A 12,809-nucleotide genomic window follows, 5' to 3' on the forward strand; every position below is an offset into this window, starting at 1 on the left:
TTGGATCGAACGAATGACTGACACCCGCAACGGCGAGGACAACGGCAAGCTGCTCTATTGCTCCTTCTGTGGCAAAAGCCAGCATGAAGTACGCAAATTGATTGCCGGCCCCTCGGTCTTTATCTGCGACGAGTGCGTCGACTTGTGCAATGACATCATCCGCGAGGAGGTGCAGGAAGCACAGGCCGAAAGCAGCGCGCATAAATTGCCTTCGCCTAAAGAAATCAGCGGCATCCTTGACCAATACGTCATCGGTCAAGAGCGTGCAAAGAAGGTTCTGGCCGTAGCGGTGTACAACCACTACAAGCGTCTGAACCAGCGTGACAAGAAAGGCGACGAAGTCGAACTCGGCAAGAGCAACATCTTGCTGATCGGTCCTACAGGCTCGGGTAAGACCCTGCTTGCAGAAACCCTCGCTCGTCTGCTCAACGTTCCCTTCACCATCGCCGACGCCACCACTCTCACCGAGGCTGGCTACGTTGGCGAGGACGTCGAGAACATCATTCAGAAGCTACTGCAGAAGTGCGACTACGACGTAGAGAAGGCCCAGATGGGTATCGTCTACATCGACGAAATCGACAAGATTTCGCGCAAGTCCGACAACCCGTCGATCACTCGGGACGTTTCCGGTGAAGGCGTGCAGCAGGCCCTGTTGAAACTGATCGAAGGCACGGTTGCTTCCGTACCGCCACAAGGCGGCCGCAAGCACCCGCAGCAGGAATTCCTTCAGGTGGATACGCGTAACATCCTGTTTATCTGTGGTGGTGCGTTCTCGGGTCTGGAAAAGGTCATTCAGCAACGCTCCACCCGTGGCGGCATTGGGTTCAGTGCGGAAGTGCGCAGCAAGGAAGAAGGCAAGAAGGTGGGCGAGTCCCTGCGTGAAGTCGAGCCTGACGATCTCGTCAAGTTCGGTCTGATCCCGGAATTCGTTGGCCGTCTGCCGGTTCTGGCTACGCTGGACGAACTGGATGAGGCTGCTCTGATTCAGATCCTCACCGAGCCGAAAAACGCCCTGACCAAGCAGTACGCCAAGCTGTTCGAAATGGAAGGCGTGGACCTCGAGTTCCGCACCGATGCACTCAAATCGGTGGCCAAGCGGGCACTGGAGCGCAAGACCGGTGCGCGTGGCCTGCGTTCCATCCTCGAAGGCGTGTTGCTCGACACCATGTACGAAATCCCCTCGCAGTCCGAGGTGAGTAAAGTGGTGATCGACGAAAGCGTTATAGAAGGCAAGTCCAAGCCACTGTATATCTACGAAAACAGTGAGCCGGCTGCCAAGGCTGCGCCAGACGCGTAAGCGTTTCGCAGTTTCGGTACAAACAAGGGGCCTCTAGGGGCCCCTTTGTTTTTTCGAAGAGTTTTACTGCGTTTAACCGCGGGCAATAAGCTTGTTTTTTTTGCATGCAGCCCCCATCTTGGCTTCAAGCATATTTTTCAACTGTCATAGAGGCGAAATCATGAAGACAACCATTGAATTGCCTCTCCTGCCGTTGCGTGATGTCGTCGTCTATCCGCACATGGTTATCCCGCTGTTCGTGGGGCGCGAGAAGTCTATCGAAGCCCTCGAGGCCGCGATGACGGGCGACAAGCAGATCCTGCTGTTGGCCCAGAGAAATCCTGCCGATGATGATCCAGGCGAAGATGCCCTGTATCGCGTCGGTACCGTTGCCACCGTGCTGCAATTGCTCAAGCTGCCGGATGGCACCGTCAAGGTGCTGGTGGAAGGCGAACAGCGCGGTGCGGTCGAACGTTTCATGGAAGTGGACGGCCATCTGCGCGCCGAAGTGGCGCTGATCGACGAAGTCGAAGCGCCTGAGCGCGAGTCCGAAGTTTTCGTACGCAGCCTGCTCTCGCAGTTCGAGCAGTATGTGCAGTTGGGCAAGAAAGTCCCGGCTGAAGTCCTGTCTTCGCTCAACAGCATCGATGAGCCAAGCCGCCTGGTCGACACCATGGCCGCGCACATGGCGCTGAAGATCGAGCAGAAGCAAGACATCCTCGAAATCATCGACCTGCCGACCCGTGTCGAACACGTGTTGGCACTGCTGGATGCCGAAATTGACTTGTTGCAGGTCGAGAAGCGCATCCGGGGCCGTGTGAAGAAACAAATGGAGCGCAGCCAGCGCGAGTACTACCTGAATGAGCAGATGAAGGCCATTCAGAAAGAGCTTGGTGACAGCGAGGAAGGCCACAACGAGCTCGAGGAGCTGAAAAAGCGTATTGATGCGGCCGGCCTGCCAAAAGACGCTTTGACCAAAGCCACTGCCGAGCTGAACAAGCTCAAGCAAATGTCGCCGATGTCGGCCGAAGCCACCGTGGTGCGCTCGTACATTGACTGGCTGGTTCAAGTGCCGTGGAAGGCCCAGACCAAGGTGCGCCTGGACCTGGCCCGCGCCGAAGAAATCCTTGATGCCGATCACTATGGCCTCGAAGAAGTCAAAGAACGCATCCTCGAATACCTCGCCGTGCAAAAGCGCGTGAAGAAAATCCGTGGTCCGGTGTTGTGCCTGGTCGGTCCTCCGGGTGTAGGTAAAACCTCCCTGGCTGAGTCGATTGCGAGTGCCACCAACCGTAAATTCGTGCGTATGGCCTTGGGTGGCGTGCGTGACGAAGCGGAAATCCGTGGGCATCGCCGTACGTACATCGGTTCCATGCCAGGAAGATTGATTCAAAAGATGACCAAAGTGGGCGTGCGCAACCCGCTGTTCCTGCTTGATGAAATTGACAAAATGGGCAGCGACATGCGCGGCGATCCGGCGTCGGCGTTGCTTGAAGTGCTCGATCCGGAGCAGAACCACAACTTCAACGACCATTACCTGGAAGTCGACTACGACCTGTCCGACGTGATGTTCCTGTGCACCTCCAACTCCATGAATATTCCGCCAGCCTTGCTGGACCGGATGGAGGTGATTCGTCTGCCGGGTTATACCGAAGACGAGAAAATCAATATTGCCGTCAAATACCTCGCGCCCAAGCAGATTTCGGCCAATGGCCTGAAGAAGGGCGAGATTGAATTCGACGTCGAGGCAATCCGCGACATCGTGCGTTACTACACCCGCGAGGCCGGTGTGCGTGGCCTTGAGCGTCAGGTCGCGAAGATCTGCCGCAAGGCGGTCAAGGAACATGCCCTGGAAAAACGCTTCTCGGTGAAGGTCACGGCCGACTCTCTCGAGCACTTCCTGGGTGTGAAGAAATTCCGCTACGGCTTGGCTGAGCAGCAGGATCAGGTAGGGCAGGTGACTGGCCTGGCATGGACCCAGGTGGGCGGTGAGTTGCTGACCATCGAGGCCGCGGTGATCCCGGGCAAGGGCCAACTGATCAAGACCGGTTCCCTGGGTGATGTGATGGTCGAATCCATCACCGCAGCGCAGACCGTGGTGCGCAGTCGCGCCCGTAGCCTGGGAATTCCTCTGGACTTCCACGAGAAGCACGATACCCATATCCACATGCCGGAAGGGGCAACGCCCAAAGACGGTCCCAGCGCTGGCGTAGGTATGTGCACTGCGTTGGTGTCGGCATTGACCGGCATCCCGGTGCGCGCCGATGTCGCCATGACCGGGGAAATTACCCTGCGGGGTCAGGTATTGGCCATCGGTGGTCTGAAAGAGAAATTGCTTGCCGCACACCGGGGGGGTATCAAGACCGTGATCATTCCTGAAGAGAATGTTCGCGACTTGAAGGAAATTCCTGACAACATCAAGCAGGATCTTCAGATTAAACCGGTTAAATGGATTGACGAGGTCCTGCAAATTGCGCTGCAATACGCGCCGGAGCCCTTGCCGGATGTGGCTCCGGAGATAGTCGCTAAGGACGAAAAGCGAGAGTCTGATTCCAAGGAAAGAATTAGCACGCATTAATGCAATTAAGCCTGGGGGCTTCCTTGACAGCATTTTAGAGCCCTTGTTATAAAGCGGCTCTTAAGTGTCTGTAGGCCATTCAGCACTCGTTTTTGCTGTTTACCAAAAAAACTTAGAATCATACTCAATAGATATATAAGGGGACTTAGAGTGAACAAGTCGGAACTGATTGATGCTATCGCTGCATCCGCTGATATCCCGAAAGCTGCTGCTGGCCGTGCGCTGGATGCAGTAATCGAATCCGTCACTGGCGCTCTGAAGGCCGGCGACTCCGTGGTACTGGTAGGCTTCGGTACTTTCTCTGTGACTGACCGCCCAGCTCGCACTGGCCGCAACCCACAGACTGGCAAAGCACTGCAAATCGCTGCTGCCAAGAAACCAGGTTTCAAAGCCGGTAAAGCCCTGAAAGAAGCCGTTAACTAAGCTTCGATCAAGCCTTGCTTACCCGGGTCGGACGCATGTCCGGCCTGGCAGCGGAGCGGTAGCCGACCCACGTATCCATCGGGTCGCCACGCCGGGGGTGAGAAGTCAAACCCCCGTCCGCTCCGCCAGTTACGAGAAGGCGCATCCTCGGATGCGCCTTTCTTCTATCCGGACTCTACCCACGCTCCACGGTTGCCTATTTTTGAAGTTCAACCGTTTCTGGGGGACGCATGCTGCAAAATATCAGGGACAATTCACAAGGCTGGATTGCCAAGACCATTATCGGGATCATCGTCGCATTGATGGCGTTCACCGGTATCGAGGCCATTTTCCAGGCTTCGGGTACTAACAAGCAGGACGTGGCCAAGGTCAACGGTGAAGCCATCACCCAGACCGAACTGAGCCAGGCTGTCGACATGCAACGTCGCCAACTGATGCAACAGTTGGGCAAGGATTTCGATGCTTCGCTGCTGGACGAAAAACTGCTGCGCGAAGCGGCGCTCAAGGGCCTGATCGACCGCAAGCTGTTGCTGCAAGGTGCCGCCGATTCCAAGTTCGGCTTCTCTGAAGCGGCACTGGACCAGGTGATCCTGCAAACGCCGGAATTCCAGGTGGACGGCAAATTCAACGCCGAACGCTTTGACCAGGTGATCCGTCAGCTGGGCTACAGCCGTCTGCAGTTCCGTCAGATGCTGACCCAGGAAATGCTGATCGGTCAGGTTCGCGCAGGTATCGCGGGCAGCGGTTTCGTCACCGATGCCGAAGTACTGGCCTTCGCCCGTCTGGAAAAACAGACTCGCGATTTCGCCACGGTCAACATCAAGGCCAACCCCGCAGCGGTGAAGCTCACCGACGACGAGGTCAAGGCCTACTACGACCAGCACGCCAAAGAGTTCATGACGCCGGACCAAGTGGTCATCGACTATCTGGAATTGAAGAAGTCGTCCTTCTTCGACCAGGTCAGCGTCAAGGATGATGAACTGCAGGCGGCCTACGAGAAAGAAACCGCCAACCTCGCCGAACAGCGTCGTGCCGCGCACATCCTGATTGAAGTCAACGACAAGGTCACCGAGGCGCAAGCCAAGGCCAAGATCGAAGAGATCCAGGCGCGCCTGGCCAAAGGCGAGAAGTTCGAAGCCCTGGCCAAGGAGTTCTCCCAGGACCCAGGCTCGGCCAATAACGGTGGTGACCTTGGCTTTGCCGGCCCTGGCGTCTACGACCCGGACTTTGAAACCGCCTTGTACGCGTTGAAACAGGACCAGGTATCGGCGCCGGTGCGCAGTACCTTCGGCTGGCATCTGATCAAGCTGTTGGGCGTTGAAGCACCACAGGTGCCGACCTTCGCCAGCCTGAAAGACAAGCTGACCCGTGAGCTCAAGGCCCAGCAAGTCGAGCAGCGTTTTGTCGAAGCCACCAAGCAATTGGAAGATGCGGCATTCGAAGCGTCCGACCTGGCTCAACCCGCATCTGACCTGAAGCTGACCGTGCACACCTCCGCGCCATTCGGCCGTGAAGGTGGTGAAGGTGTTGCGGCCAACCGTGCCGTGGTCACCGCAGCGTTCAGCCCGGAAGTGCTGGATGAGGGTGCCAACAGCACCGCCATCGAGCTGGACCCGGAAACCATCATCGTGCTGCGTGCCAAAGAGCACCGCAAACCTGCGCAACTGCCGCTGGAAAGCGTTGCCGCGGCGATCCGCACCCAGATGGCCAAGGAGCGCGCCAGCGCCGCTGCCAAGACTCACGCCGACGAGCTGATCGCCAGCCTGCGTGATGGCAAGACACCGCTGAACCAGCCGGTCGACGGCCAGGCCTGGAAAGTCACTGAAGCGGCTACCCGTAGCGCGGACGCGGTCGACCCGGCCGTGCTGCAAGCGCTGTTCCGCATGCCCAAGCCTGCGGCCAAGGACAAGCCGACCTTCACCACCGTGACCCTCGCTGACGGCAGCCTGGTGATCGTGCGTTTGAACGGCGTGAACGAAGCGAGCGCTCCAACGGAAGAAGAAAAGGCGCAATACCGTCGCTTCCTCGCTTCCCGTGTTGGCCAGCAGGACTTCGCGGCATACCGCAAGCAGTTGGAAACCCAGGCTGACATCAAGAAGTATTGATGGCGGTTTGAATAAGAAGCCCCCGGCCTGAAAAGACCGGGGGTTTTTTTATGTGCGCTGGACGCCGACCTGTGATGCACCTGCCAGGGCCAACAGCATCAATAACACGATCGCCCAGGGGAACGTCGCAACGCCCCAGCCCTGAAGCAACACGCCGCCAGCCAACCCGCCGCCGGCTATCCCCAGGTTCCATACGGTCACCAGCATCGATTGCGCGGCGTCCGCCGATTCGCCCGCCGATTGGGCCAGGGCGGTTTGCAACAAAGCCGGCAGGCCGCCAAACGCCAGGCCCCAAAACACCACCGCGAGGTAGATGACGGTCGGCACCTCGATCCATAACGCCAACGCCAGGGCGATCATGCCGAACAGTGCGCAACTGATAAGCAGCAGTGTGCGCAACCACCGATTAATCAGCACGCCGGCCAGCCAGATGCTCAACAGCGCGGCGAGACCAAACACCAGCAGCACTCGGTCGATATCGGCAGCGATACCGGCGGGCTCCAACAGCGGTGCCACATAGGTGTAGAGGATGTTGTGGGCCAATACGTAGGTAAAGGTCACCCACAGCACCGAGCGAATACCGGGCAGGGTCAATACCTGGTGCAGGCGCAGGCGCTTTTGAGCGGCTTGGCCGGCAAAGTCCGGAAGCTGCCAGCGTGCCCATATCAGCAACACCAGTGTGAGCCCGGTCATGATCGCAAAACTCAGGCGCCAGCCCACGATGGTGCCGAGCCAGGTGCCGGCCGGCAGGCCCAGGCACAACGCCAACGGTGCGCCGAGCATCGCCACCGCGATTGCCCGGCCTTGCAGGTGCGGTGCCACCATGCGGCTGGCGTAGCCGGCGAGCAATGCCCAAAGCAGCCCGGCGAACACGCCGGCAAAGAAGCGTGCCACCAGGGTCAGCCCGTAGTGGCTGGAGAATGCCGTCACACTGTTGACCACGGCAAAGCCGCCGATGGCCATCAACAGCAGCGGTCGGCGGCGCCAGCCTCGGGTCAGCAGCGTGAGGGGGATGGCCGCCAGCAATGACCCTAGGGCGTAGAGGGTGACCAACTGGCCGACCAGTGCCGGCGACACGCCCAGGCCTTGGCCCATTTGCGGCAAGAGCCCGGCGGGCATCGCTTCGGTGAGAATGGTGATAAAACCAGCGCAGGCCAGGGCCAAAAGGCCACCCAAGGGCAGTGTTTCCCGTGGGGCGGTGGTGCCGATCTCAGTCACTAAGGGGTTAGCGCTCATAGTGTGTCCATGCAAAAAAGGGGCGAGGGCGCAGCGTAGGGGGCTGTGCCTTGCGGAAAAACAGGCTAAGGTTCCGAACTTATCGGACGTGGGTGTCCGCAATCGGCAAAGGCAAAATCATGGATAGCTTGGGCAGCCTCGCGGTATTCGTGCAGGTGGCGCAGACCCGCAGTTTCACCGCTGCCGCGCGTGTGCTGGGCGTATCGTCATCGGCGGTGGGCAAAAGCATTGCGCGCATGGAGGAGCGCCTGGGCGTGCGGTTGTTTCATCGCAGTACGCGCAGCATCACCCTGACTGGCGAAGGCGCACTGTTCCTTGAGCGTTCGCGGCGGATCCTGCTCGAGATCGAGGCCGCCGAGCGCGAATTGACCGACGCCCGCGTGGCGCCTCGAGGCAAGTTGCGCATCAGTGTGCCGCAAGTGCGTGGCTTGTTGATGCCGGTGCTCAGCGACTTTATGCGCGCTTACCCGGACATTGAGTTGGATGTGGATTTTTCCGACCGCATGGTTGACGTGATCGAGGAAGGTTTCGATGCGGTGATTCGCACCGGCAAGCCAGAAGATTCGCGCTTGATGGCCCGTCATCTGGGGCACTATCAACTGGTGCTGGTGGCGACGCCGGGCTACTTTCAACAGCACGGCACGCCGCTGCTGCCCCAGCATTTGAGCGGTCACGCCTGCCTGCGCCACAAGTTTTGCGCCACCGGTCAACTGGAGCCCTGGCCGCTGCGGCGGGCACTCGACGAGGTGGAGCCCACCTTGCGTACGCCGTTGGTCAGCACCACCATCGAGTCCCTTAACCATGTGGTGCATGAAGGCTTGGGCATTGCCTGCCTGCCGGACTATATGGTCCACCAGGCAGTGCGGGAGGGGCGTTTGCAGCGTGTGCTGGACGACTACCTGGAACACCGGGGCAGTTTCTGGATGTTGTGGCCATCCAGCCGCCATGCATCGGCCAAATTGCGCGTGTTTATCGATCATATGTGCGCGCAGCTTTTTCCTGCAGGCGCCGTCGTGTAGGTCTGTGACGTTTTACCGACAGGAATGCGCGCGCCAAGGCCACGTTCTGTTGCACAATACCGGCCAGACCGTTTTCCTCAGGATTTTCAATGTCGACATCATTTCACTTGCGTTGCCTCGGGATGGCGCTGGTGTTGGCGGGCGCCGCGGGCTGCTCGTCACCCAAGACCGCTATTTACGAACATGAGAATTTCGACGACTCCGGCACGTTTTCCCGGGATTATCCGGTCAGTGATACCGCCGCGTGCGAAGCTGCCCGGCGTGCCTTGCTGAGCCAGGGTTACATCATCACCAGCAGCGATCCGAAGTTGGTAGTGGGTAACAAGAGTTTCCAGCAGACCGGCGAAACCCATCTGCAGATCAGCTTCAACGTGGTGTGCGCCGATGACGGCAAAGGCACCCACCATTCGACGATGTTCGCCAACGCCTTGCAGGACCGTTATGCGCTGAAGAAGGTCAACAACTCGGCAAGCCTGGGTGTGGGTGTGCTGGGGTCGGTGTCGATGCCGATCGGCTCCACCGATGACTCGATGGTGAAAGTGGCCAGTGAGACCGTTTCGGCACCGAAGTTCTACGAGCGTTACTTTGCGCTGGTGGACGTGTTCCTGCCTCAGGAAGTGAAGCAGGCGGCGCACATTCCCGAGCAGCCCAAGGCGGAGCTGGGTGTTCCGGAACCCAAGGCCGCACCGGCTGCCGAGAAGGTCGAAGCGCCGAAGGAAGAACCCGCCGCTTCGGAACCTGTGGCACCGCCGGCCGAACCTACGCCGATCGCGCCTCAGTCAGAGCCGGCACCGTCGCCGACCAATCCTGAGCTGCCGGCGCCGACAGAGGCGATTCCACCGCTGCCGACGCCTGCTCCATAAATCAGACCGCTGCGGGGTCGGTCTTGTCGACGTTGATCCCGTAGCGCTTGATTGCCTCACTGACTTTATCGCGACCGATCACGCCGTCATCGGCCAGTGCCTTCAAGGCCGCGAGTGCGATGAAGTGTCGGTCCACCTCAAAGAACTCGCGCAAGGCCTCCCGCGTATCCGATTGCCCGAAGCCGTCGGTGCCCAGCGCCACAAAGCGTCGGTTGTGCACGAATGGGCGGATCTGGTCGGCGAACAGTTTCATGTAGTCCGTCGCCACCACCACCGGCCCCGTCTGTCCGGCCAGGCATTGCTCCACATAACCCATGCGTGGCTCGCCTTCCGGGTGCAACAGGTTCCAGCGCTCGACTGCCTGCCCGTCACGGCGCAATTCGGTGAGGCTGGTCACGCTCCACACGTTGCTGTACACCGCGAAATCCTTGGCGAGCAATTGCGCCGCCGCGATCACTTCGCGCAGGATCGAACCACTGCCCATCAGTTGCACCTGGGCCTGCGGGCTGACGCCGAGCGGGTACATGCCCTTGAGAATGCCTTCTTCCACATCTTCTGGCATGGCCGGGTGCGGGTAGTTTTCGTTGAGCAGCGTGATGTAGTAGTAAATGTCCTCTTGCTCGACATACATGCGCCGCATGCCTTCGCGAATGATCACTGCCAGCTCGTAGGCAAAAGTCGGGTCATACGACACGCAGCACGGAATGACCGACGCCAGGATATGGCTATGGCCGTCGTCATGCTGCAGGCCTTCGCCCATCAGCGTGGTACGCCCGGCCGTAGCGCCCAGCAGGAAGCCACGCGCCCGCGCATCGGCCGCCGCCCAGGCCAGGTCGCCGACGCGCTGGAAGCCGAACATCGAATAAAAAATATAGAACGGTACGGTCATCAAACCGTGGTTGCTGTAGGACGTACTGGCCGCTATCCACGAGGAAATAGCGCCGGACTCATTCAGGCCTTCCTGCATAATCTGTCCGTCCTTGCTCTCCTTGTAGTAGCTCAGTTGCCCGGCGTCCTGTGGCGTATAGAGCTGGCCGACAGCAGAGTGGATGCCGATCTGTCGGAACAGGCTTTCCATGCCGAAGGTGCGTGACTCATCCGGCACGATGGGGACGATCAACTTGCCCATCTGTGGGTCCTTGAGCAGGGTGCCGAGGATGCGCACGAACGCCATGGTGGTCGAAATGGCCCGCTCGCCGGTGTCCTTGAGTTGAGTGGCGAAGGCGGCCAGGTCGGGGATCTGCAAAGGCTCGACGGCACTGTGACGCGCTGGCACGTGGCCACCCAGGGCTTGGCGGCGGGCAGCGAAGTAGCGGGCTTCTTCGCTGTCGACGGCGGGCTTGAGGTAAGGGATGTCGGCGAGTTGTTCGTCGGCCACGTCCAGGCCGAAGCGGTCGCGGAAGGCCTTGACGGCGTCGGCGCCCATCTTCTTCAGTTGGTGGTTGATGTTCTGGCCTTCGCCGGCTTCGCCCATGCCGAAGCCCTTGACGGTTTTGGCCAGGATCACAGTGGGTTGGCCGGTATGGCGCACGGCGGCGGCGTAGGCGTTGTAAACCTTGTCCGGGTCGTGCCCGCCGCGTGAGAGTTTCCAGATATCGTCGTCGGACATGTCCGCAACCAGTGCCAGCAATTCTGGGTATTTACCGAAGAAATGCTCGCGCACGTAGGCGCCGTTCTGCGATTTGTAGTTCTGATAGTCGCCGTCTACGCATTCCATCATGCGCTGGCGCAGCAGGCCGCTCTGGTCTTTGTCGAGCAACGCATCCCAGCCACCGCCCCAGATCACCTTGATCACATTCCAACCGGCGGCGCGGTACAGGCTTTCGAATTCCTGGATCACCTTGGCATTGCCGCGCACCGGCCCGTCCAGGCGTTGCAGGTTGCAGTTGACCACGAAGATCAGGTTGTCGAGTTTCTCGCGCCCGGCCAGGGAAATGGCGGCGAGGGATTCCGGCTGGTCCATTTCGCCATCACCGAGGAACGCCCAGACCTTGCGGCCTTGGTGTTGCTTGAGGCCGCGGTACTCCAGGTAGCGCATAAAGCGCGCTTGATAGGCGGCAGTGATCGGCCCGAGGCCCATTGATACCGTAGGAAATTGCCAGAAGTCCGGCATGAGTCGTGGGTGCGGGTAGGACGAAATCCCTTCGCCATTGGCCTCGCGCCGGAAATTGTCCAACTGCGCTTCGCTGATGCGCCCTTCGAGATAGGCGCGGCCGTAGATACCGGGTGAGGAGTGGCCCTGGATGTACACCAGGTCGCCATCGAAGCTATCGGTGCGACCACGGAAGAAATGGTCAAAACCTACGTCGTACAGGACGGCGGCTGACGCATAGGTCGCAATGTGCCCACCGACGCCCGAATGTTTGCCCGCACGCAGCACCATCGCCATGGCGTTCCAGCGGATAAACGCGTTGGTGCGGCGTTCGATGGCCAGGTTGCCGGGGTAGGGCAGTTGGCGCTCCACCGCGATGGTGTTGACGTAGGGGGTTGTCACCCGCCCGTAGAAATCACCGTGACGCGCCACGTCGAAATCCAGCAATTGATCGATCAGGTAGTGGGCGCGCGGGCGGCCTTCGGTGGACAGCACCGATTCGATGGACTCCAGCCACTCGCGGGTTTCCTGTGGGTCGTCGTCGCGGCGCACTGCGGTATTGGGGGTCATGTGAGGCTCCAGGGTAGGCGGATATCGAGTGGCGGGCTCCTTGTGGGAGTGTCGCCAAAGTAATTGCAATTACAACTACATAAACGAATCTAGCGCGGGATGAGCTACTATTGCAACCTTCTTGAAATCCCCCGGATGGTGTTGCATGTCGTCGAAAGAGCCTGATGTATGGTTCCGTTTTGTCAGGGCTCACAGGACGGTCATCCGTGAAATCGAACGCCGCCTGGCCGAGGCGAACCTGCCGCCTTACGCCTGGTACGACGCCTTGTGGGGCCTGGAAAGCGGCCCCGACGGCACCCGCCGCATGCACGAATTGGCCGATGTGCTGGCCATCGAGCGCTACAACCTCACGCGCCTGGTAGACCGCCTGGAAAAAGACGGCCTGGTGGAGCGTTCCCGCTCGGACGGCGATGGCCGCGCGGCGTTTGCCTCGATTACCGAGGCCGGGCGGGCGCTGCGAAAAAAGATGTGGAAGATCTATGAAAGTACGGTAGATGAGCTGTTCCTCTCGCAGATCGAGCCCGAACAGCGCCAGGGGTTTGCCGATGCGTTGGAGCGCACGGCCGGGCTGGCGATGGAGGCGAGTGTGCAGACCCGCAGCCGCCGCAAATCCTGAAGTCGAAGCCGATCCCGTGTGGGAGGGGGCT

General features: G+C 59.7%; 9 protein-coding genes. 7 read left to right on the plus strand and 2 right to left on the minus strand.

What is annotated here, in order from left to right; translation table 11 throughout:
- Positions 1 to 13: 13 nt before the first annotated feature.
- From clpX to AB4N98_RS22830, 4 genes are all read left to right on the plus strand, one after another.
- Entirely contained in the window at positions 14 to 1,297 is a 1,284-nt protein-coding gene (gene clpX / locus AB4N98_RS22815) for an ATP-dependent Clp protease ATP-binding subunit ClpX (RefSeq protein ID WP_010209414.1), read from the plus strand.
- 160 nt (positions 1,298 to 1,457) lie between these two features.
- Positions 1,458 to 3,854, plus strand: a complete 2,397-nt coding sequence (lon, locus tag AB4N98_RS22820; RefSeq protein ID WP_068935149.1) for an endopeptidase La — start codon at positions 1,458 to 1,460, stop codon at positions 3,852 to 3,854.
- Between the two features lie 150 nt (positions 3,855 to 4,004).
- Positions 4,005 to 4,277, plus strand: coding sequence for an HU family DNA-binding protein (locus AB4N98_RS22825; protein ID WP_003174819.1), 273 nt, complete (start codon positions 4,005 to 4,007; stop codon positions 4,275 to 4,277).
- 230 nt (positions 4,278 to 4,507) lie between these two features.
- Positions 4,508 to 6,382: a SurA N-terminal domain-containing protein gene (locus tag AB4N98_RS22830; RefSeq protein ID WP_017527091.1), complete on the plus strand. Its 1,875-nt coding sequence runs from the start codon at positions 4,508 to 4,510 to the stop codon at positions 6,380 to 6,382.
- A gap of 48 nt (positions 6,383 to 6,430) precedes the next feature.
- Here AB4N98_RS22830 and AB4N98_RS22835 read toward each other — a convergent pair whose 3' ends face one another.
- Positions 6,431 to 7,618, minus strand: a complete 1,188-nt coding sequence (locus AB4N98_RS22835) for an MFS transporter (protein WP_065877501.1) — start codon at positions 7,616 to 7,618, stop codon at positions 6,431 to 6,433.
- A 119-nt stretch (positions 7,619 to 7,737) separates the two neighbouring features.
- On the opposite strand from AB4N98_RS22835, the gene AB4N98_RS22840 reads away from it, so the two are divergent.
- Together AB4N98_RS22840 and AB4N98_RS22845 are read left to right on the plus strand one after the other, a co-directional pair.
- Positions 7,738 to 8,637 (plus strand): LysR family transcriptional regulator, encoded by a 900-nt coding sequence (locus AB4N98_RS22840; RefSeq protein WP_017527093.1) that lies wholly within the window; start codon positions 7,738 to 7,740, stop codon positions 8,635 to 8,637.
- Positions 8,638 to 8,726: 89 nt separating this feature from the next.
- Complete coding sequence (locus AB4N98_RS22845) at positions 8,727 to 9,500, plus strand: DUF2242 domain-containing protein (protein WP_017527094.1); 774 nt, start codon at positions 8,727 to 8,729, stop codon at positions 9,498 to 9,500.
- 1 nt (position 9,501) lies between these two features.
- Here AB4N98_RS22845 and aceE read toward each other — a convergent pair whose 3' ends face one another.
- Entirely contained in the window at positions 9,502 to 12,162 is a 2,661-nt protein-coding gene (gene aceE, locus AB4N98_RS22850; RefSeq protein ID WP_017527095.1) for a pyruvate dehydrogenase (acetyl-transferring), homodimeric type, read from the minus strand.
- A gap of 145 nt (positions 12,163 to 12,307) precedes the next feature.
- Here aceE and AB4N98_RS22855 point away from each other — a divergent pair, with 145 nt between their 5' ends.
- Positions 12,308 to 12,778 (plus strand): MarR family winged helix-turn-helix transcriptional regulator, encoded by a 471-nt coding sequence (locus tag AB4N98_RS22855; RefSeq protein ID WP_065877499.1) that lies wholly within the window; start codon positions 12,308 to 12,310, stop codon positions 12,776 to 12,778.
- Positions 12,779 to 12,809 lie beyond the last annotated feature (31 nt).

The organism is Pseudomonas sp. S3_E10, from assembly GCF_054667615.1.

Coding starts and splice junctions, on each gene's coding strand:
- clpX (WP_010209414.1), top strand. CDS start 14: ATGACTGACACCCGCAACGGCGAGGACAACGGCAAGCTGCTCTATTGC.
- lon (WP_068935149.1), top strand. CDS start 1,458: ATGAAGACAACCATTGAATTGCCTCTCCTGCCGTTGCGTGATGTCGTC.
- AB4N98_RS22830 (WP_017527091.1), top strand. CDS start 4,508: ATGCTGCAAAATATCAGGGACAATTCACAAGGCTGGATTGCCAAGACC.
- AB4N98_RS22835 (WP_065877501.1), bottom strand. CDS start 7,618: ATGAGCGCTAACCCCTTAGTGACTGAGATCGGCACCACCGCCCCACGG.
- AB4N98_RS22840 (WP_017527093.1), top strand. CDS start 7,738: ATGGATAGCTTGGGCAGCCTCGCGGTATTCGTGCAGGTGGCGCAGACC.
- AB4N98_RS22845 (WP_017527094.1), top strand. CDS start 8,727: ATGTCGACATCATTTCACTTGCGTTGCCTCGGGATGGCGCTGGTGTTG.
- aceE (WP_017527095.1), bottom strand. CDS start 12,162: ATGACCCCCAATACCGCAGTGCGCCGCGACGACGACCCACAGGAAACC.
- AB4N98_RS22855 (WP_065877499.1), top strand. CDS start 12,308: ATGTCGTCGAAAGAGCCTGATGTATGGTTCCGTTTTGTCAGGGCTCAC.